Genomic DNA, 26,747 nt, shown 5'->3' with positions numbered 1-26,747 from the left:
GCCGGATCGCGGCGATGTGCGTGAACGCACGGGCCGGCGGCGCGGCGGCGTAGCCGCGCCCGCATATTGAAGCACGGGCGCGCGGCGATATCTGACGGTTTCGGCGCTTTGCCGAACTCCAGCCGGACGTCGCAAATGACAGCGCTGTTTTCGCTCGATCAGCTCTTGACGAGAACCATCGCAGCAGGCTCGCTGACGCTCGTCGGGCCGGACGCCGGCGTGCGCCGCTTCGGGCGCGGCGCGCCCGAGGTAACGGTCGAGATCAAGGATCGCAATCTCGCGCAAGAGCTGGCGCTGGCGCCCGATATCGCTCTCGGCGAAGCCTATATGGACGGCTCCTTCGTCATAGAGAGCGGCGATATCTATGATTTTTTCGACTTGTGCTTCGCTAATTTCGGTCATGGCTACGGCCATTGGCTGTGGCGCGCCGGCGCCATGGCGCGCCGCATGCAGAAACGTCTCGCGCGCAGCAATTCGCTGAGCGCCGCGCCGGACGAGATCAGCGCGCACTATGATCTCTCCGACGAGCTCTATGCGCTGTTTCTCGATTCCGAGCGTCAATATTCCTGCGCCTATTATCTGACGCGGGAGGACTTGGCCGAGCAGGCGCAGGAGCACAAGCTCGCCCATATCGCCGCCAAGCTGCTGCTGCGACGCGGCCAGCGCGTGCTCGATATCGGATGCGGCTGGGGCGGGCTCGCGCTCTATCTCGCGCGCGTCGCCGATTTCGAGGTGACGGGCCTCACTCTCTCGCAGGCGCAATGCGACTATGCGCAAAAGCGCGCGCGCGAGACGGGCCTCGACAATCGCGTTCGGTTCGCTGTGCGGGACTATCGCAAGGAGGCCGAGCGCTACGACCGGATCATATCGGTCGGCATGTTCGAGCATGTCGGATATGGCCGCTATAGCGAATATTTCGAGAAGCTGCGCGCGCTTCTCGTCGAGGATGGCGTCGCGCTCGTCGGCGCCACGGGTAGCGCCGCCGGGCCGGGCGCTGGCAGCCCATGGATCGAGAAATACATTTTTCCCGGCGGCCAGGCGCCTGCTCTCTCGGAGATCAGCGCGGCGGTCGAGCGCGTCGGCCTCTATGCGACCGACATAGAGATTCTTCGGCTCCATTACGCCGACACGCTGCGCATGTGGCGACGGCGCTTCAAGGACAATTGGTCGCGCATAGCGCAGATTTACGACGATCGCTTCTGCCGCATGTGGGAATTCTATCTCGCGAGCTGCGAGGCGGGGGGCCGGCATTCCGGCCTCGTGGACTTTCACATCCAGCTGGCGCGGCGCATCGACGCCGTGCCGCTCACCCGCGACGATCTGTATCGCACGAGCATATGAGGAGACAGTCATGGCGTCCGGCGAGGAGACCAGCCAAGTTCGCGAGGCGGTCGGCGTGTTCGACACGGCCGATACGCTTCAAGAGGCGATCGACGAATTGCAGACGTCCGGCTTCGATCGCGCCGACATCAGCCTCATGGCCGGCGAGCAGACCGTCGACGCCAAGCTCGGCCACGCCTATGAGAAGGCGACGGATGTGGCGGACGACGCCGATGTTCCGCGCAGCGCCTATATCTCGCCAGAGTCGATCGGCGAGGCGCAAGGCGCGCTGGTCGGCGGACTCGGCTATATCGGCGCCATTGGAGCTGCGGGGCTGATTTTCGCGAGCGGCGGAACGATGGCGGCCGCGCTCGCGGCGGCGGCTATCGCCGGCGGCGGCGGCGGGCTGGTCGGCGCGCTCTTCGCCAAGCTGATCGGTGAGAATCACGCGCAATATCTGCAAGAGCAGCTGGATCGCGGCGGCATATTGCTATGGGTGCGCACGCGCGACGCCGCGCATGAGAAAAGCGCCGTCGATATTCTCAACAAGCATTCCGGCCGCGACGTCCATGTGCATGGCGTGCCGGACGCGCCTATGTGAGCGGCGCGCGGCTTTCATGGCGTCGGCGGCGAATGCGAAGATTCGCCGCCGTTTCATATGTCGTCAGTCAGTCAGTTGTTGTCAGAAGAATACGCGCGGCTCAGCTGCACCCAGTCGTACTTCCGCAGGTCTCGCATTTCAGGCAGGTGCCATTGCGGACGAGCGTGAAATTCGCGCATTCCGGGCAGGCCTCGCCGACATAGCCCTTCATCCGCGCTTCGGCGCGCTTGTCGGCGACGCTCTCCACCGGGCGCGTCGGCGCCGTCCAGCCGAGCTCGGACAAAGGCTGCTCGACCTCTTCCGCGACGTTCTCGCGCAGCGCCGTCGCGCCGCCGCGCACCAGCATCAGCCGATCCGTCTTGGAGCGCAGCAGGCCTTTCGAGACGACCGACGATGCGCTCTCGGGCGCCTTGCCCTCATGCTCGCCCTTGCCGAGCACGTCATGGCCGATGTCGTCCGGTGACACATGGGCGAGATCATTGCGGCCGAGATAGGAGATCGCCAGCTCGCGGAACACATAGTCCAGAATGGACGTCGCATTCTTGATCGCGTCATTGCCCTGCACGAAGCCCGCGGGCTCGAAGCGCGTGAAGGTGAAGGCGTCGACATATTCCTCGAGCGGCACGCCATATTGCAGGCCGAGCGAGATGGCGATGGCGAAATTATTCATCAAGCTGCGGAAGGCGGCGCCTTCCTTGTGCATGTCGATGAAGATCTCGCCGAGGCGCCCGTCCACATATTCGCCCGTGCGCAGATAGACCTTATGGCCGCCGACGGCCGCCTTCTGCGTATAGCCTTTGCGCCGATCCGGCAGCTTCTCGCGCTCGCGCACCACTTGATGCACCACGCGCTCGACGATGCGCTCGGCGATGGCCGCCGCGCGCGCCGGCGCATTGGCGGAGATGATCTCCTCGGCGACTTCCTCCGCCTCGTCGTCGGCGTCGGAGACGAGCTGCGAGGAGAGCGGCTGCGACAGCTTGGAGCCGTCGCGATAGAGGGCGTTGGCCTTCAGCGCCAGCTTCCAGGAGAGGAGATAGGCCGCCTCGCAATCCTCGATCGTGGCGTCATTGGGCATGTTGATCGTCTTGGAGATCGCGCCCGAGATGAAGGGCTGCGCCGCCGCCATCATGCGAATATGGCTCTCGACCGAGAGATAGCGCTTGCCCGTGCGCCCGCAGGGATTGGCGCAATCGAAGACGGGATAATGCTCCGCCTTCAAATGCGGCGCGCCTTCCAGAGTCATGGCGCCGCAGATGTGGACATTGGCGGCCTCTATCTCCTGGCGCGAGAAGCCGAGATGGGTGAGCAGATCGAAGCTCGCATCTTCCAGCGCCGCCGCCGGAACCTTCAGCGCGCCGGTGAGGAAATCCGCGCCGAGCGTCCATTTGTTGAAGACGAATTTGATGTCGAAGGCGGAGGCGAGCGCCTTTTCCACCGTCTCGATCTTCTCGTCGGTGAAGCCGCGCGCACGCAGCGACGTGGTGTTGATCGCCGGGGCGTTGGAGAGCGAGGCGTGGCCGACGGCGTAGGCCTCGATCTCGGCGATCTCGGATTCTCGATAGCCGAGGGCGCGCAGCGCTTCCGGCGCGGCGCGATTGACGATCTTCAAATAGCCGCCGCCGGCGAGCTTCTTGAATTTCACCAGAGCGAAATCCGGTTCTATGCCGGTGGTGTCGCAATCCATGACGAGGCCGATCGTGCCGGTCGGCGCGACGACGGAGACTTGCGCATTGCGATAGCCATGCTCCTCGCCGAGCGCGAGCGCCTCGTCCCAGGCGCGGGTCGCGCGGGCGATGAGCGCCGCATCGGGGCAGGCGGCGTGGTCGAGCGGCACGGGCGCGGTCGCGAGGCCCTCATAGCCGGCGCGCTGGCCATGGGCGGCGCGGCGGTGATTGCGAATGACGCGCAGCATGGCTTCGCGATTGGCCTCGAAGCCCGAGAAGGGGCCGCGCTCCTTGGCCATTTCCGCCGAGGCGCGATAGGCGACGCCGGTCATGATGGCGGAGAGCGCGCCGCAGAGCGCGCGGCCGGCTTCGCTGTCATAGGCGATGCCCGAAGACATGAGCAGGCCGCCGACATTGGCGTAGCCGAGGCCGAGCGTGCGATATTCGTATGAGAGCTGCGCGATCTCCCGCGAGGGGAATTGCGCCATCAGCACGGAGATTTCCAGCACGACGGTCCATAGCCGGACGGCGTGCTCGTAAGAATCGACGTCGATGCGCTTCGTCTGCGCGTCGCGGAACTGCAGCAGGTTCAGCGAGGCGAGATTGCAGGCCGTGTCGTCGAGGAACATATATTCCGAGCACGGATTGGAGGCGCGAATGGCGCCGCCGGCCGGGCAGGTGTGCCAATCATTGATCGTCGTGTGGAACTGAATGCCGGGATCGGCGGAAGCCCAGGCGGCGTAGCCGATCTTCTCCCACAATTCGCGAGCCTTCAGCGTCTTCGACGGCTTGCCGTCGAGCCGGCGCGTCAGCGTCCAATCGCCGTCGCTCTCCACCGACTTCAGGAATTCGTCGGTGACGCGCACGGTGTTGTTGGAGTTCTGGCCGGAGACGGTGAGATAGGCCTCGCTATCCCAATCCGTGTCATAGGTGTCGAAGGAAATGTCCTTATAGCCCTGACGCGCGAATTGAATGACGCGCTTGATGTAATTGTCCGGCACCTCGGCGCGGCGCGCGGCTCTGATCTCGCGCTTCAGCGCCGGATTCTTCTCCGGGTCGAAACAGTCGAAGCCCGGCCCCTCGCAATTGACGCAGGCGCGCAGCACGGCTTTCAGATGCTTCTTGACGATCTTGGAGCCGGCGACGAGCGAGGCGACCTTCTCCTCCTCCTTCACCTTCCAATCGATGAAGGCCTCTATGTCGGGATGGTCGACGTCGACCACCACCATTTTGGCGGCGCGGCGCGTCGTGCCGCCGGATTTGATCGCGCCCGCCGCGCGGTCGCCGATCTTGAGGAAGGACATGAGGCCGGAGGAGGAGCCGCCGCCCGAGAGCTTCTCCTTCTCGCCGCGCAGCTTGGAGAAATTGGAGCCGGTGCCGGAGCCGTATTTGAACAGGCGCGCCTCGCGCACCCAGAGATCCATTATGCCGCCGTCATTGACGAGATCGTCCTCCACCGACTGGATGAAGCAGGCGTGCGGCTGCGGATGCTCATAGGCGGTCTTGGACTTGGTCAGCTTGCCGGTCTGATAATCGACGTAGAAATGGCCCTGGCTGGGGCCGTCGACGCCATAGGCCCAATGCAGGCCGGTGTTGAACCATTGCGGCGAATTGGGCGCCGCCATCTGGCGGGCCAGCATGTAGCGCAGCTCGTCCTGGAAGGCGGAGGCGTCCTCCTCCGTGTCGAAATAGCCGCCCTTCCAGCCCCAATAGGCCCAGGCGCCGGCGAGACGGTCGAACACCTCGCGCGCCGAGGTCTCGGAGGAATAGCGCTCCGCCTTGGGCAGAAGGGCGAGCGCCTCCGAATCGGGAACAGAGCGCCACAGGAAGCTCGGAACCTCATGCTCCTCGACGCGCTTCAGCCGCGCCGGCACGCCGGCCTTGCGGAAATATTTCTGCGCCAGCACGTCGATGGCGACCTGGCTCCAATCGGCCGGCGCGTCGATATTCTCGAGCGAGAACACGACCGAGCCGTCGGGGTTGCGGATCTCGCTACGCGCCGCGCGAAACTCGATATCCGCATAAGGAGACTGGCCGGCTGTCGTGTGGCGTCGCTCGATCTTCATCGTATTTCGATCCTCGAAAAATGCGCGCGGTGAATCGATCGCGGCCGATGGATCGGTCGCGACAAGCTCGTTCTGGAAGGGACTCTACGTCGGCAGGAAACGCAGATACGGGGGTCGGGCCGCGGCGCGGCGGAAAGCCGCTGCGACGAGCCGCAGCTTTGGCTGCCGAAAAGCGTCGCGCCGCCCGCCGGGGGCGCGCGAGAAACAGCTTTTTCGTTCATCCGCCGCTGCGTCATGAGACACCCGCACAGTGCGTCACTCTTCCGACGGCGTCAAGATATAGTGTGAGGAATAAATAATTGGACAATATCTTGCAAAATACCGTGGATAATGGGGAAAGCCGAGTCGCGCTCTGGACAGCGGGCTCGACGTGAGCCGCACTTTACGTAAGGGCCTCGAAAGCGCGATTCTCGAGCAGGCCCGAGGAGCGGCGCCTCATTTCTGCGACGAAAGCTTCAGGAACTTTGCCGCAGCGCAGCGGGATTTTCCGCCCGCAGAGATCGGGAGTCTTGACGCCGCAGGGCGCGGAGGAGTTAGTTGCGCGCCGGCGGCGCCGGGGCAATAGGCGCCTAAATGCCCTTCAGGAGGTAGTCATGTCATTCGTCGTCGCGCGCCGGGGGTTCCTGGCCGCCTTGTCGCTCGCGGCTCTCGCCTCGTCGGCCGCGCTCGCCCACGGCCCCTCGCGCCAGAAGGTGACGGAGACGATCGAGATCGCGGCTCCGGCCGAGAAGGTCTGGGAAATCGTCGGCAATTTCCAGGATTTGAGCTGGCTGCCCCCCGTCGCCAAGACGGAAGGAACGGGCGGCAATGCGGAGAAGGCCACGCGCCATATCACGCTGAAGAATGGCGGCGAGATCGATGAGGCGCTCACCAAATATGACGCCAAGGACTTCTCGCTCGCCTATCGCATCGAGAAGGTCGATGTGAAGATCCTGCCGGTGAACAATTATTCCTCGACGCTGACGGTGAAGCCGCAGGGCGACAAGAGCGTCGTCGAATGGCGCGGCGCCTTCTATCGCGGCTTCCCCAACAATGATCCGCCGCCGGAACTCTCCGACGAGGCGGCGCTCAAGGCGATCACCGATCTCTACAAGGCCGGCCTCGCCTCGCTGAAGGCCAAGGTCGAAGGCAAGTGATCTCTGCATCCTGGGGCAGGGCGGCGCGCGCCGCCCTTCTCGGGCTCGCTCTCGCTTCGCCCGCGGGGGCGGACGAGGCTTTCGTCACCAATCAGGGCAGCGGCGATCTCACCATCGTCGATCTTTCGACCATGGCGCCCGTCGCGACTCTGCCGATCGGCGGCAAGCCGGCCGGCGTCGCCGTTTCGGCGGATGGCGCGCGCGCCTATGTGACGAGCCCTGAAGGCAAATATCTCTCCGTCGTCGACACGCGCGAGCGTCGCGTCCTGCGCAAGATCCCGCTGGAGGGCGGTCCGCTCGGCCTCGCCGTCGCGCCGGACGGCAAGCGCGTCTATGTCGCCGACATGTATGAGCAGCGGCTCTTTGCGGTCGATCCGGAAGCCGGCGTCGTCGCCACGGCGCAGGTCGGCGTCACACCCTCCGGTGTCGCAGTGACGCCGGATGGCAAGACGATCCTCGTGGCGATTCGCGACGCCAATAAAATCGCCTTCGTCGATGCGGCGTCCTTCGAGAAGCTCGGCGAGCTCGATGTCGGCCGCCATCCTTTCGGCATCACCATCGACGCCAAGGGCGAGCGCGCCTACACGGCCAATGTCGAATCGGACGACGTCAGCGTCATCGATCTTTCGAGCCGGCGCGTCATCGCCACGGTGAAGGTCGGCAAGCGGCCCTATTGCGTGGCGCTGGCGCAGGGCAGGGGCTTCGTCACCGACCAATATGCCGAATCGGTCAGCGTCTTCGATCTCTCGACATTCGCGCCGGTGGCGCAGGTGAAGGTCGGCGAATATCCAGAAGGCATAGGCGCGAGCCGCGACGGCAAGACCGTCTATGTCGCCAATTGGTTCACCAATGAGTTCTGGTCGATCGCCGCCGACAGCCTGAAAGTGATCGCCAAGGCCAAGACCGGCGACGGGCCGCGCGCCTTCGGGGCTTTTATCCGCGCGATGAATTGACATGCTCCGGCCGCACGCCGAGGCCGATCAGCCGCGCCGGAATCTGCCGTAGCACCGGGAAGACGTCCAGAAGCCGCAGCGCCAATGGCGGCTCGAAAGGCTTGTCCGCCGCGAGCACATTGCGGATCACGCGGTTCTGAAGGAAGAGCTGCAGCCGCTGCGTCACTCGTGCGGGAAACTCGCGGCGCTTCTGCACGGCGCCGACGTCCTCGTCGCGCAGCGTCCCGTCCCGCAGCTTTTCGGCCAGCAGATTGGCGGTCGCCACAGCGTCCTGAATCGCCAGATTGATTCCGACGCCGCCGATCGGCGACATCGCATGGGCCGCGTCGCCGATGCAGAGCAGGCCCGGCCGGCTCCAATTCTTCAGCCGATCGACCTGCACGGTCAGCAGATTCACATCCTCCCAATCGCGCAAATCCTCGACGCGATCCTCGAGAAAGGGAACGCTGTCGGCGAGGGCGCGGCGAAACGCGTCGATCGGCCGGCTCCGCAGCGCCTGCGCGCCGCCTTTGGGAATCACATAGCCGATCTGCCAATAGGAGCCGCGCTCGATCATCGCCACCATGCGGCCCGGCGCGATGCGGCCGAAGGTCTCGTCGGGGTCATCCGCCTTGCGCCGCAGTTCCAGCCACAGCACATCCATGGGCGCGCCGAAATCCTCCACCGCGAGGCCCGCCGATTCGCGCATTCGCGAGGTCCGCCCATCCGCGGCGATGGTGAGATCGGCCCGGATCTCGAGCGGCCCCTCCGGCCCCTCGGCGCGCAGGCCGACGATGCGGCCGTTCTCCTCGATCACGCTCTCTGCGGCGGTCTTCATCAGCAGGCGGAAATTCGGCAGCTTCTTCGCCTCGCCGGCGATGAAGTCGAGAAAATCCCATTGCGGCATGAAGGCGACGAATTTGCACAAGGTCGGCAGGCTGCGGAAATCGGCGACGACGAATTTTCGCTCCCCCAGATCCGCCGAGACCTGAAACGCCTTGCGATGCGGCAGCTTCAGAAAATCCTCGAGCAGGCCGAGCTCGAACATCAGCTGAAGCGTCGAAGGGTGGATCGTGTCGCCGCGGAAGTCGCGCAGGAAATCGGCGTGCTTTTCGAGGACGATGGTCTCGACGCCGGCGCGAGCGAGCAGAAAACCCGCCATCAGCCCCGCCGGGCCGCCGCCGACCACGCAGCATCTCGTGGAGATCGTCTGCGTCATCGGCCGCTCCTGTGCGAATCGGCCGTGTGCGGCCGCTGCCGATCTTTATGGTCAGTTCAGCAGCGGTTTTCCATTCGCATCCTTCACATTGGCCGCCCAGCTCTTGCGGATCAGCGTGACCACAGAGGCGGGCATGGGCTCGAAATCCAGCTCCTGCGCCGCCGCCGCGCCTTTCGAGAAGGCCCAGTCGAAGAATTTCAGCGCTTCCAGCGCCGCCGCGGCGTCCTGCGGCTGCTTGGGCAGCAGAATGAAGGTCGCCGCCGCGATCGGCCAGGAGGCGGCGCCCGGCTGCTCGGTCAGCAGATGGAAAAAGCCCGGCGCGCCGGCCCAATCGGCATTGGCGGCGGCGGCCTCGAAGCTCTCCTTGCCCGGCGCAACGATCTTGCCGTCGCGATTGACCAGGCTGACGGCGGCGAGCTTGTTCTGCTTTGCGTAGGCGTATTCGACATAGCCGATCGCGCCTTTGGAGTTGGCGACATTATTGGCGACGCCCTCATTGCCCTTGGCGCCGAGGCCGAGCGGCCATTCCACGGCGACGTTCTCGCCCACCTTCTCTTTCCAATCGGCGGAGACGCGGGAGAGATAATCGGTGAAGCAGAAGGTCGTGCCCGAGCCGTCGGAGCGGTGGACGACGACGATCGACGTCGCCGGAAGCGCGATCTTCGGGTTCAGCGCGCGGATCGCCGGATCGTTCCAGAGCTTGATCTCGCCGAGAAAAATGCGCGCGAGAGTCGCGCCGTCGAGGACCAGCTCAGCGGAGGCGACGCCGTCCAGATTGACGACGGGCGTGACGCCGCCGACAACCTGCGGCCATTGGATGAGCCCGGCGGCGTCGAGCTCTTTGGCGGTCAGCGGCTGGTCCGAGGCGCCGAAAGTCACCGTCCGCGCCTTGATCTGGCGGATGCCGCCGCCCGAGCCGATCGATTGATAATTGACGCGATTGCCCGTCTCTTTCGAATAGCTCTGCGCCCATTTGGCGTAGATGGGCAGGGGAAAAGTCGCGCCGGCGCCGGAAATATCGAGGGCGCGGGCGCTCCCCACGGAAAGGATCGCCGCCAGAGCGGCGTGAAGAATGAGCCTCGAGGCTTTGGAAATCATGCGGCCTTTCCCTGGAATTTCGACGCGGCGCTCTTGTCCGCGAGAGCTGTAGCCCAATGGTTTTCAGCTCTCTGCGGCGCGCCTTGGCGGCGCGGCGGCTGTCGTCTTTCTGTCACATGCCTCCTTTTCCACGACTTCGCGCCAAAAGCAAAGCTCATGACGCGGGAGTGGCGCGCCCGACTGGACATTGCGCTGTCTTGACGCAATAAGGGGCCACGCAAACTTTCTTGGACGCTTCCGACATGTCCTACATCATTCGCTTCTTCACCTGGTGGAACCGGGCGACGCTCAGCACGGGCCTGTGGACGCTGCTCTATGGCGAGCGCGTCGGGACGGATGAGTTCGGCAACGTCTATTACCGCCGTCGCGGCGGCAAGAAGGACAAGGCGCTCGGCTTCGAGCGCCGCTGGGTCATCTATAAGGGCTATGCCGAGGGCTCGGCGACGCCGCCCGGCTGGTATGGCTGGCTGCACCACACGGTCGACACGCCGCCGACGCAGGAGAAATACGAGCCGAAGGAATGGGAGCTGACCTATCGCCCCAATCTGACCGGCACCTCCGCCGCCTATCACCCGCCGGGCTCGATCCTGGCCGAGGGCCGCCGCGCTCCCGCCGGCGGCGACTATCAGGCCTGGTCCCCCGAGGCTTGAGGCGAGGCGGTCGCGGCGTGGTCCGCGACCATCGATCCGCCACGCTCTTCCTATTCAACGACGGCGCATGAGGCGCGGGCGGCCAGCCCGAGCCAGAGATCGGAAACGAGAGCCGATATGATCTCCCGCTGCTTCCGCCTGCGTTTCGCTCTTTCTGGGGCCGCCTTGCTCGTCGGCCTCGGCGCGGCGGCCGCCGATCCCATCCGCAATCCCACCGCCATTTTCGCCGGGCTCGACAAGACCACGGGCCGAATCATCAATTTCGACGTCGCCATAGACGAGACCGTGCAATTCGGCTCGCTTCAGGTGACGCCGCGCGTCTGCAACACGCGCCCGCAAACCGAGGCGCCGCAGACGACGAGCTTCGTCGAGGTCGACGAGCAGGACACGGGGAAGAACGACGCCAAGCGGATTTTCTCCGGCTGGATGTTCGCCGCGAGTCCGGGCCTGCATGGCGTCGAGCACCCGGTCTATGACGTTTGGCTGGTCGATTGCCGCGGCGGCAAGGAAATCGTCCAGGCGCCGGCGGTCGATCCTGCGGCGGCGGCCCCCGCAGCCCCCGCGCCGGAGAAGAAGCGCTCCCGCTCTCGCAAGGTCGAGCCGGTCGCGCCCGTCCCGGTGGAGGCCGCGCCGATCGGCCCGCGCGATTCGGTTCCGCCGGAGGCCGCGAAGGCCCCGGAGAGCGCGGAGCCGGCGGGTGCGGCTCCGGCCGAAAAGTCCAAGAAGAAGAAGAAAAAGAAGCAGCCGGCGCAGGCTCCGGCCCCCGCTACGGCGCCTTCGCCTTTTCCGTTCTGAGCGTCGGCTCCGGCCGCAGAATGGCGACGATCTCGCGGCCGGGGACGGGCGCCTCGTCCGGCCAGGCGGCGAAGCGGCCCGAGACCGACAAAGCCTGCTCCAGCAGCGCGTGATAGGCGTCGCGGCTGACCTCGACCGCGCCGAGCGAAGCGAGATGCGTGGTCATGAATTGCGTGTCGAGCAGGCGGAAGCCGCCTTTGACGAGCCGCGCCACGAGATGCGCCAGCGCCACTTTCGAGGCGTCGGTCTCGGTGTGGAACATGCTCTCGCCGAAAAAGGCGGCGCGCATCGACACGCCATAGAGGCCGCCGACCAGCCGTCCCTCCCGCCAGCATTCGACCGTATGGGCGAAGCCCATGTCGAACAGCTTGCGATAGAGCCGCTTGATCTCGGAATTGATCCAAGTGTTCTCGCGCTTGGGCGCCGAGGCGGCGCAAGCCGCGATCACGGCGTCGAAATCCGTATCGACCCGCACCTCGAAACGATCCGAGCGGATCGTCTTGGCGAGCGAATGCGAGACCTTGAACGCATCCAGCGGGAAAATGGCGCGCTCCTGGGGATCGACCCAGAAGAGCTGCTCCTCTTCGGCGCTCTCCGCCATAGGGAAAAGCCCGATGGAATAGGCGCGCAGCAAAATCTGCGGCGTGATGGCGTAATCTGCGTGTGAAGGGCGCGACATTCCACAGATTGTAGCGCAATGCGCGCCGGAATCGAGAGCGTTCGTCGCCCGGGCGTGGCTCGAACGCCGAAAGGGTCGAACGGGGCGGGGCGCGCCGCGTGAGAGTGGAAACACGTAATACAGAGCGCCTTCGGCGCTCGGGAGGGAGAGCTCCTCGCGTCTCACCCCACCCCGGCTGGCTATCGCCGGCCGAGAATATCCAGCGCCATGCGGCGGATTGCCCCTATACTCATCGGCGATTCCCCTGCCTCGAGGGGGAGGTGGAAACGCCTCGTCCGGCGCGCATCTCGCTTGCTCGATCGTCCAGCAAATCCGGCCGCCGCGCGCGCGTCAGCTCGAGCGCGCGCTCATGGCGCCAGCGCGCGATCTTGGCGTGATCGCCGCAGAGCAGAATGTCGGGAATCGCACGGCCCTCGAAATCGCGCGGCCGCGTATATTGCGGATATTCGAGCAGACCGCTCTCGAAGCTCTCCTCCTCGCCCGAGGCAGTCTCTCCCATAATGCCCGGCAACAGCCGCACGCAGGCGTCGACGAGCGCCATGGCCGCAATCTCGCCGCCCGAGAGCACATAATCGCCGATCGAGACCTCCTCCAGCGCGCGCGCTTCGATGATGCGCTCGTCCACGCCCTCGAAGCGTCCGCAGAGGATGACGGCGCCCTCGCCTGCGACCAGCGCGCGCACGCGGCTCTGCGTGAGCGGCGCGCCGCGCGGGCTCATCAACAGACGCGGGCGCGCGTCGCCATCCGGCGCCGCGGCGTCGATCGCTGCGGCGAGAACATCGGCGCGCATCACCATGCCCGGACCGCCGCCGGCCGGCGTATCGTCGACGGCGCGATGACGGCCGAGGCCGTGCTCGCGAATATTGCGCGCCTCCAGCGACCAGAGCCCGCGCGCAAGCCCGTCGCCCGCGAGCGACAGGCCGAGCGGGCCGGGGAACATTTCCGGGAAGAGTGTGAGGATCGTCGCGCGCCACATGGGGCGGGTTATGGCATGGAGGCGCGGGGCGGGAAAGGCGGCGCGCTTTCGCGAGCGATGGTTACGAGCTAGAGTTCTCCCGTGGGCGCTCACCGCCGCGAAAGGCCGAGATGTCGCCGACGCTCTTTCGTCAACGAGGATATCGCTTCTATTTCTTCTCGCGTGAAGAGCCGAGAGCGCATGTTCACGTCTACCATCCAGACGGCGAAGCCAAGTTCTGGATGGAGCCGGAAATCGTGGTGGCGCGCAATCAGGGGCTGTCGGCTCAGGCCTTGCTGGAGATCGAGATCATGATCCGAGAGCATGAAAAGGAGATCAGGGATGCCTGGCGTCGACACTTCCCCGGTTGAAGTCTCGGGCGTGACGAAGCTCGGCGTCTGGCTGCGGCTGGACGATGAGCAGCTCTTCATGCCTTTCGACCAGTTTCCGTGGTTCCGCACGGCCGCGGTCTCGCAGATATTCGAGGTGGAACGGCTAAATCCGCATCATCTCTATTGGCCGGAGCTGGATGTCGATCTGCATGTCGACTCCATTCGCCACCCCGAAAATTTTCCGCTCGTGGCGCAGCCGTTGCGATAAGGGCGGCTATCCCTCTTCCCCTGACGGCGCATCGCCTTCGATCTCGAGCGGCGGCTCCACCACCACGCGGCCGCCGGCCACATCGACGATGGGGACCACGGCCTTGGTGAAGGGGAAGAGCAGCGTCTCGCCGCCGGCGGGCGGGCGCACTTCCAACAGATCGCTCGCGCCGAAATTGCGCACGGCGATCACAACGCCGAGCGTCTCGCCGGCGGGCGTTTCCGCGCGCAGCCCTTCGAGATCGGCGAGATAGAATTCATCTTCCTCCGGCTCCGGCAGCGCCGCGCGTGGAAGATAGAGCTCGACGCCGGTCAGCGCCGCCGCCGCCTCGCGGTCGCGCACGCCCTCGAGACGCGCGACGAACATGTCCTTGCCGATCGGCCGCAGCGAAGCGATGACGAAACGGCGCGCGCCGCCGGCGTCGAACAAGGGACCGTAGGTGGAGATCGCCGAAGGATCGGCGGTGAAGCTCTGCAGGCGGATTTCGCCGCGCACGCCATGCGCGGCGCCGAGCCGGCCGAGGAGAACGGCGTTTTTCATGCGCGGACGAGAGCGAGCCTGAAGGCTCGCGGTCCAAGACACGCAGAGGACCGCGAGCCTTCAGGCTCGCATCGCGAAATCGGCGAAGCGCTCCAGAGGCCGCCGCGCGGCCCCCGATCGCTTCGCTTCGCTCGCAGGGACGGCGTCATCAGGCCGAGGCGGCCTCGGCGGCGGCGGCCGCAGCGGCGGCGCGCTCCTGCGCCTTCTTCTTCGGCTGAGCCTTCTGCGGATTGCTGCGCGCCTCACGCTTGCCGACGCCGACGCTCTCGAGCAGGCGGGCGACGCGATCGGTCGCCTGCGCGCCCTTGGCGATCCACTCCTTCGCCTTCTCGGCGTCGAGCACCAGACGATCGGCGGCGTCCTTCGGCTTCAGCGGATCGAAAGTGCCGAGACGCTCGATGAAGCGGCCATCGCGGGGCGAGCGCGAATCGGCGACGACGACGCGATAGAAAGGACGCTTCTTGGCGCCGCCGCGGGAGAGTCTGATCTTCAGGGACATTTGGTTCTTCCTTTGTGTGAGCGAGTAGCGAGTAGCGAATAGAGAGAGCGAACTATTCGCTACTCGCTGTTTCATTTCTTCTTCCCGAACGGATTCAATCCGCTCAGGAAACCTCCGCCGCCGCCGAGGCCCGGAAGCGTCGGCTTGGCGGAGAATGCGGAAGCCGGCGGCGCAGCGGGAATGCTGGGGCCGGCGCCGGGCGGCAGGGCGCCGCCCATTTTCTTCTGCAATTGCGCGAGCTGCTCGGGCGAAGGCGCCTGCATGCCGCCCATGCCCATCATCTGCGCGGCCTTGGCCATCATGCCGCCGCCCTTGCCGCCGCCCATGGCTTTCATCATGTCGGCCATCTGGCGGTGCTGCTTCAAGAGCTTGTTGACCTCCTCCACCTTCGCGCCGGAGCCCGCCGCGATGCGGCGCTTGCGCGAGGCTTTGAGAATGTCGGGATTGCGCCGCTCCTTGGGCGTCATCGACAGAATGATGGCGCGCTGGCGCTTGAACATCTTGTCGTCGATGTTGGCGGAGGCGATCTGCTCCTTCATCTTGGCGACGCCGGGCAGCAGCCCCATTATGCCGCCGAAGCCGCCGACCTTCTCCATCATCGACAGCTGATCGGCCAAATCCTGCAGATCGAACTTGCCTTTCGCCATGCGCTCGGCGGCGCGCTGCGCTTGTTCCTGATCGACGGCGGAGGCGGCTTTCTCCACCAGCGCGACGATATCGCCCATGCCGAGAATGCGATTGGCGATGCGCTGCGGCGAGAATTCGTCGAGCGCATCCATCTTCTCGCCGGTGGCGATCAGCTTGATCGGCTTGCCGGTGACGGCGCGCATGGAGAGCGCCGCGCCGCCGCGGCCATCGCCGTCGACGCGCGTCAGCACAATGCCGGTGAGGCCGACGCGATCGTCGAAATTCTTGGCGAGATTGACCGCGTCCTGGCCGGTCAGCGCATCGACGACGAGCAATATCTCATGCGGCTTGGAGACGGCCTTGATCTGCGCCATCTCCTCCATCAGCGGCTCGTCGATGTGCGTGCGGCCCGCAGTGTCGAGCAGCACCACGTCATAGCCTTCGCGCCGCGCGGTCTCCTCGGCGCGCTTGGCGATCTTCACCGGGTCCTGGCCCGGCACGATCGACAGAGTGTCGACCTCCACCTGCCGGCCGAGAATGGCGAGCTGCTCCTGCGCGGCCGGGCGCTTCACGTCCAGCGAGGCCATCAGCACGCGCTTGCCATGGCGCTCTTTCAGGCGCTTGGCGATCTTGGCGGCGGTGGTCGTCTTGCCGGCGCCCTGCAGGCCGACCAGCATGATGGCGACCGGCGGGGCGGCGTCGAGATCGATCGGCTGCGCGGTCGAGCCCAGAGTCTCGACCATGACGTCATTGACGATCTTGACGACCATCTGGCCGGGCGAGACCGACTTCACCACATTGGCGCCGACGGCCTTGGCCTGCACGCTGTCGGTGAATGTGCGCACGACATCGAGCGCGACATCCGCCTCGAGCAGAGCGCGGCGCACCTCGCGCAGAGCCTCGGCGACATCGGCGTCCGAAAGGGCGCCGCGCCGCGTGAGCTTGTCGAATATGCCGGAGAGCTTGTCGGAAAGGCCCTCGAACATGCGGTTCTCCTGCGCTAGGAGCAGACGTCGCTCCAAAGCAAAGCGCGCCCGGGGGCGCATGGCGCTGCCGGGCGTTGGCCCTACGCCTCTGGGGCGAATGGGCGGGTCAAACGGTCATCTCTGACGAGATTGGCGCGTTTTTAGGCGTTGGGGGCCGGGAAGTCAACGCGGAGCGTGGAGAGTGAGCGGGGGAACGATATCCGTCGCCGCAAGAGGCGTTTCCACCTCCCCCTTCAGGGTCCCCCTGAAGGGGGAGCGTAGATAGGCCGCTCAGCCTTCGCCGATCACCTCGAGGAAGCTGTGCGCGTCCTCCTTGCGCTCGAAGACATGTGGAGCGATGCCGCGCTTGCTCAGCGCTTCCTTGAGCTTCAAGCGCAGGAAGGCGCTGGTCGTGTAGCGCGTCGTCGTCACATAATAATTCTCGAGCATATATTGGATCATCTCCGCATAGTAATCGTAGAGATGCTCGCTGATGCGGAAGTTGTCGAGATTGACGACCTGATTGACGCGCTTGCCGATCTTCTGGCAGGCGTCGATCAGCATCTTGCGCAGATCGTCGATGTCGCGCTTGGAGCGCGCGCTCCAGCCCTCGAGATTGAGGAACTGAATATTGCGATCGGCGTCATAGCTCACGCGATCCTGCAGATCGAGATTGAGCAGATCGGAGATCAGCCCCATCGGCTCGTCGATGAAGATGCGCTTGTCCATCAATATCGGATGCTTGACGATGGGCTTGAAGTCCATATGCGGGAGAATATCCCGCTCTATGTCTATGCCCGGCGCGATCTCGATCAGCTCGAGACCTTCTTTCGTCAGCTGGAAGACGCAGCGCTCGGTGACATAGATCACCGGCTGCTCGCGCTTTTGCGCATATTTGCCGCTGAACGTCACCTGCTCGACGAATTTCAGGAATTTGCGCGCGCGGCCTTCCTTGAGGATTTTCACCTCGCCGTCTTGAATCGCAATGTCGAGCCCGCCGGCGGTGAAGGTGCCGGCGAAGACGACGCTGCGCGCGTTCTGGCTGATGTTGATGAAGCCGCCGCAGCCGTTGAGGCGTCCGCCGAAACGGCTGGTGTTGACATTGCCCTGCTCGTCGCATTCGGCCATGCCGAGGCAGGTCATGTCGAGACCGCCGCCGTCATAAAAGTCGAATTGCGTGTTCTGATCGATGATCGAATCGGCGTTGGTGGCCGAGCCGAAGGAGGAGCCCGAGGCGAGCACGCCGCCTATGGCGCCGGCTTCCGTCGTCAGCGTGATGAAGGGGGTGAGCTTCTCTTCATTGGCGACGGCGGCTATGCCCTCCGGCGCGCCGACGCCGAGATTGACGACGCCATTGGGCGGCAGCTCGAAGGCGGCGCGGCGCGCGATGATCTTGCGCGCGTCGAGCGGCATTTTCGCCATGCTCTCGACCGGCACGCGAATCTCGCCGGCCAACGCCGGATTATACATCACGCCGTAGTTCATCCGGTGCAGCTCGGGCTGATCGGCGACGACGACGCAATCGACCAGAATGCCCGGAACCTTCACGTCCTTGGGACGAATCGAGCCGGCCTCGACGATGCGCTCGACCTGCGCGATGACAATGCCGCCATTATTATGCGCGGCCATCGCCTGGGCGAGCACGTCGAGCGTCAGCGCCTCCTTCTCCATGCTGATATTGCCGGAAGGATCGGCGCTGGTGCCACGGATGAAGGCCACGTCGATCTTGGTCGCCGTGTAGAACAGCCATTCTTCCTCGTCGATGACGACATGCTTGACGATCTCTTCCGTCGTCACTTCGTTGACGCGGCCGCCGCCGAAGCGCGGATCGACATAAGTATAGAGGCCGACCTTGGAGAAGAGGCCGGGCTGGCCGGCGGCGCAGGCGCGATAGAGCTGCGAGATGACGCCCTGCGGCAGGTTGTATCCGAGAATCTTGTTCTCCGCGGCGGCCTGGGCGACCTTGGGCATGCGGCCGAAATTGCCGGCGATGACCCGGCGCAGCAGGCCTTCATGATGCAGGCGGCCGGTGCCGAGCCCTTTGCTGTCGCCGGCGCCGGCGGTCATGATGAGCGTGAGGCCGCGCGGTCCGCCCGTCTCGACGAAGCGCTTCTCCAGCGCGGCGTGCAGCGCCTCGGGAATGCAGCTCTGGACGAAGCCGGTGGTGGTCAGAACGTCATTTTCGCTGATCAGCGCAATCGCTTCGTCGGCTGTAATGACCTTGTTGTTCTTGTTGTTCATTTCCCTCGGGTTTCCTCTTCGCCGCCCGGCAGGGCGAAGGCTGCGGGCGTTGTCATTCCCGCGTTCCGCAATCATAGGGCGCCGGGTTCGAACCGGCCTCGACACTAGAGTTTGCGACAGGGTTTCGCAATAGCGCCAGGAAATTGCCGCAGAGCCGCGACCGCGCAAAACGCTGCGGCTCCGCGTCGCAGCTCGGCGAGCGCGCTGCGGCGCCGCGCGGGCGCGATGCGACGCTCATTCGCATATTTATCTTATAGGCTTTAGCGACTATGCTGCGCTCATGGTCGGCGAGACGCGGCCGAACTGCGATATTTTACGACGGCGTCCATAGAGCAAACCATGACCAAGCTCAGATTTCTCCTCGCGGGCGCCGCAGCGACGGCGGTTCTCGGCCAGACCCTGCCCATTGGCGCGGAGCCGGAAAAGAGTTTCGTCTACAAGCCCGCCGACGAGGTTCAGTTCAAGAGCCCGCTCGGCGTCGGCCCCGCCCAGGCGGTGCTGTTCGGCGATCCGTCCAAGCCCGGCGTCTATGTGGTGCGCGTGCGCTTCCCGCCCGGCCATCATTCCAATCCGCATTTTCATTCGAAGGATCGCCACGCGGTGGTGGTCTCGGGCACATGGTGGAACGGCGTCGGCGAGGAGCTGGATTTCAAGAAGGCGCGGCCGGTGACGGCGGGCTCCTATGTGCTGCATCCGGCCGGCGGCGTGCATTGGGACGGCGCGGGCGAGGAGGAGGTCGTCATTCAGATCACCGGGGAAGGGCCGGTGGAGACGACCCCGGTCGGGGCGCCGGGCGCGCCGCAGGGCTATTGGCCGAAGCCGAAGTGAGGGCGGCCCATCTCCAGTGACGCGATGGCGCGCGGCTCCATCGCGTCCATGGCGTGGGCGGCCGCGTCCGAGAGCGCCGCGACCGCCATCAGCAGAAGCCCGGCCAGCGCGGCCGATGCGAGAATGCGCTGCGCCGGCGGCAGCGGCTCGTCTGCGGCCGGCCGCGGGGCCACGACGACGAGCCGGCGCGGCGCCATTATGCGCGGCGGGGCCGAGGCCGAGGCGTCCGCGCTCTCCGATCGCAGCACGCGCAGCGAGGCGCGCAGCTCTTGTCTGCGCGCTGCGTCTCCTGGGCGAAGGTCCGATTCCATCTGATCCCTCATGCGGAAATGCGTTCTTCGGATGGGGTGATCGCCAAAGGCTCCGGCGCCGTCTCCCGTCGCTGCGGCGCGCGCAGCCGGGCGAAGATCGGCGGCGGCGCGAATTCCTCCGGGACGCCGCAGAGCCCCGCCTGCGTGAACCAGGCGCCGAGACGCGGCCAAGCGCTGGCGAGCGCGAAGGGAAATGCGGCGACATAGCCGAAGGTCAGCGGCGTCGACCACAAGGCCAGCGACGGCGCGGAAAGTCCGGCGATGGCGACGACGAATGCGCCGAAAGCGAAGGCCGGCCAGAGCGCGCGCGCCGTCTCCCATGCGCCGAGGCCATGCGCGTCGCGCGCCTGTCCGCTCCAGCCCGCATCGCGCTCGAAGGGGAGTCGCGCGAGCAGCAGAGTGACGCCGAATGTCGTGACGGCGCCGATGATGAAGGAGAAGACGATCTCGAGCGCCGCGCCCGCGAGCAGGCGGACCGCGCCGCCATAGCGCCGAACGCCGCCCGGCGTCAGCGCTATATCCGCATAGCCGGCGAGCTTGGGCGCGAGATAAAAGCCGAGAAACAGCAAATAGAACGCCGCCGCCGAGCCGGACGGAAAGCGCGACACGTCCTCGACCAGCGGCAGCAGCGCGCCGAGCAAGATGATCGCTGTCCAGGCCGGCGCGCCGATGAACATGCTGATCGCCCAGACGAGCTGAAAGCGGCTCATCGGCAGCAGCCCCGGCAGAGAGAGCAACTCGACATATTGCATATTGCCGCGGCACCAGCGCAAGTCGCGGCGCATGAATTCCAGCAGCGTCGGCGGATTTTCCTCATAGCTGCCGCTCTCTATCGGCAGCACGCGCACCTCATAGCCCGCGCGTCGCATCAGCGCCGCCTCGATCTGGTCATGCGAGAGAATATGCCGTCCGCCGGACAGGCGCGGCAGCGCGCAATGCCGCGCGAAAGGCGCGATGCGCACCAGCGCATTATGGCCCCAGAAGGGTCCGCAATCGGCGCCCCACCAAGCGGCGCCCATCGTGTAGCTGCGCATTCCGGCGCGCATGCCGAATTGAAAGGCGCGCGCGAAGGCCGAGCGCGACGGCGCGCCGACCACGAGGCTCTGAATAATGCCGATGCGCGGATAGGCTTCGCCGATGCGAACGAGGCGCAGAATCGTTGCGCCATCCATCAGGCTGTCGGCGTCGAGCGGAATCATGAATTCATAGGCGCCGCCGAAACGCTCGCAGAAATCGCGGATGTTGCCGGCCTTGTATCCGATATTGTCGGAGCGTCGGCGGTAATGCAGCCGTGACGCCTCGGCGCCTTCGGCCGCGCGCCAGCGGGCGAATTCGGTCTCTTCCTGCACGGCGATGCGCGGATCGGTGGTGTCGCTCAGCACGAACCAATCGAAGAGGGCGCCTTCGCCGGTCGCGTCGAGATCGGCCTTCATGGCGGCGAGCCGCGTCAGCGCGCGGGCGGCGTCCTCATTGCGAATCGTCAGCGTGACGGCCGTGCGCGCGCGGATGCGGCGGCGCGTGTCGCCGGCGCGGGCGAAGGGCGCGACGCTGTCGAGCGGGCGCGGATGAAAATGCAGGAGCCAGAAGCCGAGAACGGCGTTGCTGACTCCGAGCACGCTCCAGGGCGCGGCGACGGCGAAGCTAAGGAGAATCGCGGCGTCGATGACGCTCCAGCCGTCTTGCCCCAGAATATCGGCGAGCCAGATCAGCAAAGCGAGATAGACGGCGGCGTCGATCGCGGCGACCAGCAGGCGTCGCCGGAAGAGTTCGGCGCGGCTCTGGAGGCCGGCGGGGGCGGCGGCGGACATTCGCGTCGTTTCCTATGCAGGGCGCAGGAAAATCGGCTGGCGCGCATCGCCGCCGTGCTCTAGCAATATCCGCGAAGCACGAGGTTTGTAAATTGGGCGAATCGGAAAAATCCTACTTTAATGGTATGAAAGAGGCGCGGTCCCTGTGGATCGAGGCGCCGCGGAGCGCGGCGTTGCGCGCTTCGCGTCTCGCGACGCCGGGGACGGAAGAGGCGCTGGTGCGGACGCTGTGGAGCGCGGTCAGCCGCGGCACGGAGCGGCTCGTCTTCGAAGGCCGCGCGCCGCGCTCGGAATGGGAGCGCATGCGCGCGCCGTTTCAGGAAGGCGCTTTCTCCTTTCCGGTGAAATACGGCTATTGCGCCGTCGGCCGTGTGGAGGAGGGGCCGGCCGATCTTCTCGGGCGCGACGTGTTCTGCCTCCATCCGCATCAGGAATTTTTCGTCGCGCCCGTCGCCATGCTGCGGCCGATTCCGCAGGAGACGCCGGCGCGCCGCGCGCCGCTCGCCGCCAATATGGAGACGGCGCTGAACGGGCTCTGGGATTCGGGCGCCGGGCCGGGCGACCGCATCGCCGTCATCGGCGCCGGCGTTCTCGGCCTGCTGGTCGCCGCGCTCGCCGCGCGCCTGCCGGGCGCCGAGGTGCTGATCCATGATCGCGAGGAGTCTCGCGCGCAGATCGCCGAGAGTCTCGGCGCGCGATTCGTCGGCGCCGACGCGCTGGAGGGGCTGGGCGCGGATGTCGTCTTCCACGCCAGCGCCTCCTCCGAAGGGCTGGCGCTGTCGCTCGCCGCGGCGGGGCTGGAGGCGACGATCGTCGAATTGAGCTGGTATGGCGAGGGGCAGGTCTCCGCGCCGCTCGGCGGCGGCTTTCACGCCAATCGGCTGCGGCTCGTCTCCTCGCAAGTGGGGCAGGTCGCGCCCTCGCGGCGGCCGCGCTGGAGCTACGCCCGCCGGCTCGACAAGGCGTTGGAGCTGCTCGCCGATCCGCGGCTCGACGCGCTCATCACCGAGGAAATTCCCTTCGCCGACGCGCCGCGGGAGCTGGAGCGCATTCTCGCGCCCGGGGCGAGCGGTCTCGCCACATTGTTTCGCTATTGAACGGAGAAGAAAATGTACGCAGTCGAAGTCCGCGACCACATCATGATCGCCCATAGCTTCAAGGGCGAGCTGTTCGGCCCGGCGCAGCGCCTTCACGGCGCGACCTTCGTCGTCGATGTGGCGTTTTTTCGCGAGACGCTGACCGTCGACGAGGTGGTGGTCGACATCGGCCGCGCCCATGACGCGCTGAAGGCGACGCTGGCGCCGCTGAACTACCAGAATCTCGACGAGATCGAGCAGTTCAAGGGCCGGCAGACGACGACCGAATTTCTCTCGCGGCATATTTTCGACGCCATGGCCGCCGCCGCCCGCACGGGCGCGCTCGGGCCGGGCGGCGAGGGCATCTCGCGCATTCGCGTGACGCTGCACGAGTCCCATGTCGCCCGCGCCTGGTTCGAGGGCGCCGTGTGAGGCGCATCGTCTTCGCCATTCCGGGAGACATAGAGGCGAGGACCGGCGGCTATGGCTATGACCGCCGCGTCCTCGCGGAATTGGCGCGGCAGCGCGTCGCGGCGGTCCATCTCGCTCTGCCGGGCGGCTTTCCGCATCCGACGGCCGCGGAGGAGCGCGCCGTCGCCGCTGCTTTCGACGGTGAATTGACGGCGGAGGACGTCGCGCTCATCGACGGCCTCGCCTATGGCGCGCTCTCCGAGACGGCGATCGCAGCCATTGCGGCGCCGATCGTGGCGCTCTGCCATCATCCGCTCTGGCTCGAGGCGGGGCTGTCACCCGCCCGCGCGGCGGCTTTGCGCGAGAACGAGCGACGGGCGCTGGCCCGTGCCGCTCATGTGATCGCCACCAGCGCGCATACGGGCGAGACGCTGATCCGCGATTTCGGCGCGTCCGAGCGCAAGCTGACCATCGCGCCGCCGGGAACCGATCCGGCGCCGCGAGCGGTGGGCTCTGGCGGCGCGCCGGCGCTGCTCACTGTGGGCTCGATCATTCCGCGCAAGGCGTTTCATCTTCTGGTCGAGGCGCTGAGCGACCTTTGCGATCTCGACTGGCGCCTCGCCATCGTGGGCGGCGCCCATCATTCTCCACAGACGGCGGCCGATCTCGCTCGGCTCATCGAGGCGAGTGGGCTCGGCGGGCGCATCGCTCTGCGCGGCGAGCTTTCCGGCGAGGCGCTGGACATGGCCTATCATGGCGCGGACGTCTTCGTCTCCGCATCGCTCCACGAGGGCTACGGCATGGCGCTCGCCGAGGCGCTGGCGCGCGGGCTGCCCATTGTCGCGACGACGGGAGGCGCCGCGGGCGACACCATCCCCGATAGCGCCGCGCTAAAAATTCCGCCGGGGGACGTCGCCGCGCTGCGCGACGCTCTGCGCGCGATCATTGCGGATTCGGCCCTGCGGGCGCGGCTCGGCGAGGCCTCCTGGCGCGCGGGGCAGGCGTTGCCGCGCTGGGAAGAGACGGCGCGCATCATCGCCGATGTGACGAGGGGGCTGACATGAGCGGTTTCTCGGCCGAATGGCTCGATCTGCGCGAGAGCGCCGACCACGCAGCGCGCAATCCCATCCTGCGCGCGAGCGTCGCGCGGGCCTTCGCGGATCGCGAATCTCTGACCGTGGTCGATCTCGCCTGCGGGGCCGGCTCCAATCTGCGCGGCCTCGCCGAATTTCTGCCGGCGCGTCAGAAATGGCTTCTCATCGATCATGATCCGGCGCTGCTCGCCGCCGCGAGAACGCGTCTCATCGCCTGGGCCGACGCCGCGGAGGAGGGCGAGACGCTGTTGCTCTCCAAGGGCGCGCGGCGCCTCGATGTCGAGTTTCTGACCGCCGATCTCTCCGGCGGGGCAGGGGCGGCGCTCGCGGGAAAGATCGATCTCGTGACCTCGGCGGCATTTTTCGATCTCGTCTCGGCGCAATGGCTCGAGGCCTTCGCGGAGCAGATCGCGGCGCGTCGCCTGCCGCTCTATGCGATATTGAGCTATTCGGGCGAGGAGCGCTGGACGCCCCGGCATGCCGACGATGGGCGAATGCTCGCCGCCTTTCACCGCCATCAGGCGCGCGACAAGGGTTTTGGACCCGCCGCCGGGCCGCGCGCGGCGGAACTGCTGGCGCGCGCGCTGGAGAGGCTCGGCTATAGCGTCGAGACGGCGTCGAGCCCCTGGCGGCTCGGCGCGGCGGAAACGGCGCTGATCGCCGCTCTGGCCGAGGGCTCGGCGGCGGCCGTGGCCGAGACTGGCGAGGTTTCGGCAGAGACGATCGAGGATTGGCGTCGCGCCCGTCGGATGGCCGAAGGGTGCGAGATCGGGCATTCGGATCTATTCGCCCGGTGGGCGGCTGGCTGAAGCGCCTATGGCGCCATCTGTGCTAGAACCAAAACGGTTCCCGACATGGGGCAATCGGGCGGAGAGTCCGCTTCGGTCTCTCGCGTCAACTCTCACCTTTCACCCGGAGCCCAGCATGGCCGCCCCCAATGACACAATGCTCGCGCTCGTCCTCTCGAAGGATGGGCTGCTTCCCGAGGGGGAGGCGCTCGGCGCCGCGATCCGGCGGCATTTCCCGCAGGCGCAGACGCCGGACAAGGAAATCCCCGGCGGAACCAGCGTGTTTCTCGCTGATGGCGCCATGGTGGCCATTGGCGGCGTGGCGGCGCCGGCGCCCATCGCCGAGGATGATCCTTGCGTCGCCTACGCTTGGCATTGGAAGGACGTCTGGCCGGCGATCGAAGGCCATGCCGGCCATTTGGTAGTGGCCGTGACCGGCGGCTCCGACGCCAAGACCCGCTCGCTCCTGCTCGGCCGCGCCATCACGGCGGTCATCGAGGCGACGCCCGCCGCTTGCGCCGTGCATTTCGCCGGCTCCGACGCTCTTTGGCCGGCCGCGCTGGTCGCCGAGGTGGTGTCGAAAAGCGGCGACCAGCCGCCCATTCCCTTCTTCGTCGCGGTGGCGCTCGGTCGCGACCCGGACGGCGGCGTTTCGGCCATCACCAAGGGGCTCACGGCTTTCGGCCTGATGGAGATCGAGACCCGAGGCTTCAAGGACGATCCCAGCGAGCTGAACGGCTTTCTGATCGATATCGCCGCTTATCTCGTCGACGCCGGCGCCGTGCTCGGCGATGGCGAGACCATCGGCCCGGACGCCGACACGAAGATCATCGTGCGGCACGAGGAATCGGTCGTGGCGCCGGGGCAGAAAGTCTACCGGCTGTATTTCCCGACGCAGGGCCACGCCTGAGGGCGCGATCGGCGGGGACGCATCGCGCGTCCCCGCGATTCACTATTTGCGCCAAGCCTCTGGAAGCATGCGCCAGACGACCTCGTCGCCGGCGATGCGATGGCGGATGACGCCGGCGATATGCAGCGCGATCAGCGCGAGCAGGACCCAGCCGAGAATCTCATGCAGCTCGAAGAGCTGTTTCGATAGCGGCTCGTCCTTGCCGAGGAGGGCCGGGAGATGGCCGAGCCAGAAGAAGCTCGGCCCGAGGCCATAGGCCGACAGCGCCAGCCAGCCGACGATCGGCGTCGCGATCAGCAGCAGATAGAGCCCGAGATGCGTCGCTTTCGAGACGAGACGCTCGGCCGGCGTCAGATCGGCGCCAGAGCCCGGCCGACGGCGCAGCCGCGCGAGAAGGCGGGGAACCATCAGAGCCAGCAAGATGACGCCGATCGATTCGTGCAGCACGAACAGATTGTCCTGCAGCGGCCCTTTATCGAGATCGGCCATCACCACGCCGGTCGGCAGGGACGTCAGCGCCAGAGCGGCGATGATCCAATGCAGCGCCTTGGCGAGAGGCGAATAGGGCTGTCGCTCGACCATGCGAATCCTCCATGCCAGTGCGGCGGCGATGATCGCCCAGCCGTCCCGAATGCGCAATCCGCCTCAGAAACAGTATTTAAATCCTATAGGAATAGTTGACTATAACGGCGGCTAGGCCTATAGCTGAACTGCGCTCCGATCTCCCCGAAAAGAGCTTTGACTCTCCCGAGTCATCGAGAGCTAGCTGGGCGCATCCCCCATGTGCGCGCCGGCGGTCGGCGCGGCGAACCACGTTGGTTCGCCGCGCTTTTTCGTCTGAGCCGCCGCGGTCGCATTGCCGCGCGACCGGCGCCCGCCGAAGACGAAGAGCGGCGACAAAGATTATTTTCGATATTTTTCCCCTCGCCGACGT

At 66.2% G+C, this 26,747-nt stretch carries 26 protein-coding genes; 14 read left to right on the top strand and 12 right to left on the bottom strand.

Annotated features, from left to right (window positions below; translation table 11 throughout):
* Window positions 1-135 precede the first annotated feature (135 nt).
* Both K369_RS10020 and K369_RS10015 read left to right on the top strand, forming a co-directional pair.
* Entirely contained in the window at window positions 136-1,341 is a 1,206-nt protein-coding gene (locus K369_RS10020) for a cyclopropane-fatty-acyl-phospholipid synthase family protein (protein WP_036290779.1), read from the top strand.
* A gap of 10 nt (window positions 1,342-1,351) precedes the next feature.
* The gene (locus K369_RS10015; RefSeq protein WP_036290778.1) at window positions 1,352-1,921 is read left to right on the top strand and encodes a hypothetical protein; all 570 of its coding nucleotides are present in this window, start codon (window positions 1,352-1,354) and stop codon (window positions 1,919-1,921) included.
* A gap of 100 nt (window positions 1,922-2,021) precedes the next feature.
* Here K369_RS10015 and K369_RS10010 read toward each other — a convergent pair whose 3' ends face one another.
* On the bottom strand, window positions 2,022-5,651 hold the full coding sequence (locus tag K369_RS10010) for a vitamin B12-dependent ribonucleotide reductase (protein ID WP_036290777.1): 3,630 nt from the start codon (window positions 5,649-5,651) through the stop codon (window positions 2,022-2,024).
* Window positions 5,652-6,244: 593 nt separating this feature from the next.
* On the opposite strand from K369_RS10010, the gene K369_RS10005 reads away from it, so the two are divergent.
* Both K369_RS10005 and K369_RS10000 read left to right on the top strand, forming a co-directional pair.
* On the top strand, window positions 6,245-6,787 hold the full coding sequence (locus K369_RS10005) for an SRPBCC family protein (RefSeq protein WP_036290776.1): 543 nt from the start codon (window positions 6,245-6,247) through the stop codon (window positions 6,785-6,787).
* Window positions 6,784-7,740 (top strand): hypothetical protein, encoded by a 957-nt coding sequence (locus K369_RS10000; RefSeq protein ID WP_036290775.1) that lies wholly within the window; start codon window positions 6,784-6,786, stop codon window positions 7,738-7,740. The genes K369_RS10005 and K369_RS10000 overlap by 4 nt, the downstream gene beginning before the upstream one ends.
* On the opposite strand, the gene K369_RS09995 is transcribed toward K369_RS10000, so the two are convergent.
* Window positions 7,721-8,938 (bottom strand): FAD-dependent oxidoreductase, encoded by a 1,218-nt coding sequence (locus K369_RS09995; RefSeq protein ID WP_036290773.1) that lies wholly within the window; start codon window positions 8,936-8,938, stop codon window positions 7,721-7,723. The genes K369_RS10000 and K369_RS09995 overlap by 20 nt on opposite strands.
* 51 nt (window positions 8,939-8,989) lie before the next feature.
* Window positions 8,990-10,036, bottom strand: coding sequence for a phosphate ABC transporter substrate-binding protein PstS (gene pstS / locus K369_RS09990; protein ID WP_036290772.1), 1,047 nt, complete (start codon window positions 10,034-10,036; stop codon window positions 8,990-8,992).
* Window positions 10,037-10,278: 242 nt separating this feature from the next.
* On the opposite strand from pstS, the gene K369_RS09985 reads away from it, so the two are divergent.
* Complete coding sequence (locus K369_RS09985; RefSeq protein WP_026191357.1) at window positions 10,279-10,686, top strand: NADH:ubiquinone oxidoreductase subunit NDUFA12; 408 nt, start codon at window positions 10,279-10,281, stop codon at window positions 10,684-10,686.
* A 117-nt stretch (window positions 10,687-10,803) separates the two neighbouring features.
* Window positions 10,804-11,481, top strand: coding sequence for a DUF2155 domain-containing protein (locus K369_RS09980; RefSeq protein WP_051949192.1), 678 nt, complete (start codon window positions 10,804-10,806; stop codon window positions 11,479-11,481).
* On the opposite strand, the gene aat is transcribed toward K369_RS09980, so the two are convergent.
* A complete protein-coding gene (gene aat / locus K369_RS09975; RefSeq protein WP_036290771.1) occupies window positions 11,453-12,160 on the bottom strand; it encodes a leucyl/phenylalanyl-tRNA--protein transferase in 708 nt (235 codons plus the stop codon). The two genes, K369_RS09980 and aat, sit on opposite strands and share 29 nt — an antisense overlap.
* A gap of 229 nt (window positions 12,161-12,389) precedes the next feature.
* Window positions 12,390-13,136 (bottom strand): tRNA (guanosine(37)-N1)-methyltransferase TrmD, encoded by a 747-nt coding sequence (gene trmD / locus K369_RS09970; RefSeq protein WP_051949191.1) that lies wholly within the window; start codon window positions 13,134-13,136, stop codon window positions 12,390-12,392.
* A 110-nt stretch (window positions 13,137-13,246) separates the two neighbouring features.
* On the opposite strand from trmD, the gene K369_RS09965 reads away from it, so the two are divergent.
* Window positions 13,247-13,486, top strand: coding sequence for a DUF4160 domain-containing protein (locus K369_RS09965; protein ID WP_036290770.1), 240 nt, complete (start codon window positions 13,247-13,249; stop codon window positions 13,484-13,486).
* A complete protein-coding gene (locus K369_RS09960) occupies window positions 13,458-13,715 on the top strand; it encodes a DUF2442 domain-containing protein (protein WP_036290769.1) in 258 nt (85 codons plus the stop codon). Before K369_RS09965 ends, K369_RS09960 begins: the two co-directional genes overlap by 29 nt.
* A gap of 6 nt (window positions 13,716-13,721) precedes the next feature.
* On the opposite strand, the gene rimM is transcribed toward K369_RS09960, so the two are convergent.
* The 4 genes from rimM to K369_RS09940 form a co-directional block, all read right to left on the bottom strand.
* Window positions 13,722-14,255 (bottom strand): ribosome maturation factor RimM, encoded by a 534-nt coding sequence (gene rimM, locus K369_RS09955; RefSeq protein WP_036290768.1) that lies wholly within the window; start codon window positions 14,253-14,255, stop codon window positions 13,722-13,724.
* Window positions 14,256-14,403: 148 nt separating this feature from the next.
* Window positions 14,404-14,754, bottom strand: coding sequence for a 30S ribosomal protein S16 (rpsP, locus tag K369_RS09950; protein ID WP_018267770.1), 351 nt, complete (start codon window positions 14,752-14,754; stop codon window positions 14,404-14,406).
* A gap of 71 nt (window positions 14,755-14,825) precedes the next feature.
* A complete protein-coding gene (gene ffh, locus K369_RS09945) occupies window positions 14,826-16,367 on the bottom strand; it encodes a signal recognition particle protein (RefSeq protein ID WP_036290767.1) in 1,542 nt (513 codons plus the stop codon).
* 270 nt (window positions 16,368-16,637) lie between these two features.
* Window positions 16,638-18,587 carry an acyl CoA:acetate/3-ketoacid CoA transferase gene (locus K369_RS09940; protein ID WP_036290766.1) on the bottom strand — a complete coding sequence of 650 codons (1,950 nt, stop codon included), beginning with the start codon at window positions 18,585-18,587 and terminating at the stop codon, window positions 16,638-16,640.
* Window positions 18,588-18,926: 339 nt separating this feature from the next.
* On the opposite strand from K369_RS09940, the gene K369_RS09935 reads away from it, so the two are divergent.
* Window positions 18,927-19,415, top strand: coding sequence for a cupin domain-containing protein (locus tag K369_RS09935; protein WP_036290764.1), 489 nt, complete (start codon window positions 18,927-18,929; stop codon window positions 19,413-19,415).
* Here K369_RS09935 and K369_RS09930 read toward each other — a convergent pair.
* Both K369_RS09930 and mdoH read right to left on the bottom strand, forming a co-directional pair.
* Window positions 19,394-19,726: a hypothetical protein gene (locus tag K369_RS09930; RefSeq protein ID WP_036290762.1), complete on the bottom strand. Its 333-nt coding sequence runs from the start codon at window positions 19,724-19,726 to the stop codon at window positions 19,394-19,396. The two genes, K369_RS09935 and K369_RS09930, sit on opposite strands and share 22 nt — an antisense overlap.
* Window positions 19,727-19,734: 8 nt before the next feature.
* On the bottom strand, window positions 19,735-21,534 hold the full coding sequence (gene mdoH, locus K369_RS09925; protein WP_036290761.1) for a glucans biosynthesis glucosyltransferase MdoH: 1,800 nt from the start codon (window positions 21,532-21,534) through the stop codon (window positions 19,735-19,737).
* Window positions 21,535-21,659: 125 nt separating this feature from the next.
* Between mdoH and K369_RS09920 the strand changes: the two genes are divergently transcribed.
* The 5 genes from K369_RS09920 (at window position 21,660) to K369_RS09900 (ending at window position 25,813) form a co-directional block, all read left to right on the top strand.
* A complete protein-coding gene (locus tag K369_RS09920) occupies window positions 21,660-22,631 on the top strand; it encodes a zinc-binding alcohol dehydrogenase (RefSeq protein WP_084570627.1) in 972 nt (323 codons plus the stop codon).
* Window positions 22,632-22,643: 12 nt separating this feature from the next.
* Window positions 22,644-23,042 carry a 6-carboxytetrahydropterin synthase gene (locus K369_RS09915; RefSeq protein WP_036290759.1) on the top strand — a complete coding sequence of 133 codons (399 nt, stop codon included), beginning with the start codon at window positions 22,644-22,646 and terminating at the stop codon, window positions 23,040-23,042.
* A complete protein-coding gene (locus K369_RS09910) occupies window positions 23,039-24,085 on the top strand; it encodes a glycosyltransferase family 4 protein (protein ID WP_036290756.1) in 1,047 nt (348 codons plus the stop codon). Before K369_RS09915 ends, K369_RS09910 begins: the two co-directional genes overlap by 4 nt.
* Window positions 24,082-24,924 carry a class I SAM-dependent methyltransferase gene (locus K369_RS09905; RefSeq protein ID WP_036290754.1) on the top strand — a complete coding sequence of 281 codons (843 nt, stop codon included), beginning with the start codon at window positions 24,082-24,084 and terminating at the stop codon, window positions 24,922-24,924. Before K369_RS09910 ends, K369_RS09905 begins: the two co-directional genes overlap by 4 nt.
* A gap of 115 nt (window positions 24,925-25,039) precedes the next feature.
* On the top strand, window positions 25,040-25,813 hold the full coding sequence (locus K369_RS09900) for a DUF4261 domain-containing protein (RefSeq protein WP_036290752.1): 774 nt from the start codon (window positions 25,040-25,042) through the stop codon (window positions 25,811-25,813).
* Between the two features lie 42 nt (window positions 25,814-25,855).
* Here K369_RS09900 and K369_RS09895 read toward each other — a convergent pair whose 3' ends face one another.
* On the bottom strand, window positions 25,856-26,395 hold the full coding sequence (locus K369_RS09895; protein WP_036290749.1) for a cytochrome b: 540 nt from the start codon (window positions 26,393-26,395) through the stop codon (window positions 25,856-25,858).
* Window positions 26,396-26,747: the final 352 nt, after the last annotated feature.

The sequence above is a fragment of the Methylosinus sp. PW1 genome, assembly GCF_000745215.1.
Lineage (GTDB): Bacteria > Pseudomonadota > Alphaproteobacteria > Rhizobiales > Beijerinckiaceae > Methylosinus.
Note: the sequence above shows the minus strand (reverse complement) of the source record. Positions and strands in the feature narration are given on the sequence as shown.

Bases quoted from the DNA above. Each gene is read 5' to 3' on its own strand.
- K369_RS10010 (WP_036290777.1), bottom strand. From the start codon at position 5,651: ATGAAGATCGAGCGACGCCACACGACAGCCGGCCAGTCTCCTTATGCG.
- K369_RS09900 (WP_036290752.1), top strand. From the start codon at position 25,040: ATGGCCGCCCCCAATGACACAATGCTCGCGCTCGTCCTCTCGAAGGAT.
- K369_RS09940 (WP_036290766.1), bottom strand. From the start codon at position 18,587: ATGAACAACAAGAACAACAAGGTCATTACAGCCGACGAAGCGATTGCG.
- K369_RS09920 (WP_084570627.1), top strand. From the start codon at position 21,660: ATGAAAGAGGCGCGGTCCCTGTGGATCGAGGCGCCGCGGAGCGCGGCG.
- rpsP (WP_018267770.1), bottom strand. From the start codon at position 14,754: ATGTCCCTGAAGATCAGACTCTCCCGCGGCGGCGCCAAGAAGCGTCCT.
- K369_RS09980 (WP_051949192.1), top strand. From the start codon at position 10,804: ATGATCTCCCGCTGCTTCCGCCTGCGTTTCGCTCTTTCTGGGGCCGCC.
- trmD (WP_051949191.1), bottom strand. From the start codon at position 13,136: ATGTGGCGCGCGACGATCCTCACACTCTTCCCGGAAATGTTCCCCGGC.
- ffh (WP_036290767.1), bottom strand. From the start codon at position 16,367: ATGTTCGAGGGCCTTTCCGACAAGCTCTCCGGCATATTCGACAAGCTC.
- aat (WP_036290771.1), bottom strand. From the start codon at position 12,160: ATGTCGCGCCCTTCACACGCAGATTACGCCATCACGCCGCAGATTTTG.
- pstS (WP_036290772.1), bottom strand. From the start codon at position 10,036: ATGATTTCCAAAGCCTCGAGGCTCATTCTTCACGCCGCTCTGGCGGCG.
- K369_RS09995 (WP_036290773.1), bottom strand. From the start codon at position 8,938: ATGACGCAGACGATCTCCACGAGATGCTGCGTGGTCGGCGGCGGCCCG.
- K369_RS09965 (WP_036290770.1), top strand. From the start codon at position 13,247: ATGTCGCCGACGCTCTTTCGTCAACGAGGATATCGCTTCTATTTCTTC.
- K369_RS09935 (WP_036290764.1), top strand. From the start codon at position 18,927: ATGACCAAGCTCAGATTTCTCCTCGCGGGCGCCGCAGCGACGGCGGTT.
- K369_RS09915 (WP_036290759.1), top strand. From the start codon at position 22,644: ATGTACGCAGTCGAAGTCCGCGACCACATCATGATCGCCCATAGCTTC.
- rimM (WP_036290768.1), bottom strand. From the start codon at position 14,255: ATGAAAAACGCCGTTCTCCTCGGCCGGCTCGGCGCCGCGCATGGCGTG.
- K369_RS09960 (WP_036290769.1), top strand. From the start codon at position 13,458: ATGCCTGGCGTCGACACTTCCCCGGTTGAAGTCTCGGGCGTGACGAAG.
- K369_RS09895 (WP_036290749.1), bottom strand. From the start codon at position 26,395: ATGGTCGAGCGACAGCCCTATTCGCCTCTCGCCAAGGCGCTGCATTGG.
- K369_RS10015 (WP_036290778.1), top strand. From the start codon at position 1,352: ATGGCGTCCGGCGAGGAGACCAGCCAAGTTCGCGAGGCGGTCGGCGTG.
- K369_RS10005 (WP_036290776.1), top strand. From the start codon at position 6,245: ATGTCATTCGTCGTCGCGCGCCGGGGGTTCCTGGCCGCCTTGTCGCTC.
- K369_RS09905 (WP_036290754.1), top strand. From the start codon at position 24,082: ATGAGCGGTTTCTCGGCCGAATGGCTCGATCTGCGCGAGAGCGCCGAC.
- K369_RS09930 (WP_036290762.1), bottom strand. From the start codon at position 19,726: ATGGAATCGGACCTTCGCCCAGGAGACGCAGCGCGCAGACAAGAGCTG.
- K369_RS09985 (WP_026191357.1), top strand. From the start codon at position 10,279: ATGTCCTACATCATTCGCTTCTTCACCTGGTGGAACCGGGCGACGCTC.
- K369_RS10020 (WP_036290779.1), top strand. From the start codon at position 136: ATGACAGCGCTGTTTTCGCTCGATCAGCTCTTGACGAGAACCATCGCA.
- mdoH (WP_036290761.1), bottom strand. From the start codon at position 21,534: ATGTCCGCCGCCGCCCCCGCCGGCCTCCAGAGCCGCGCCGAACTCTTC.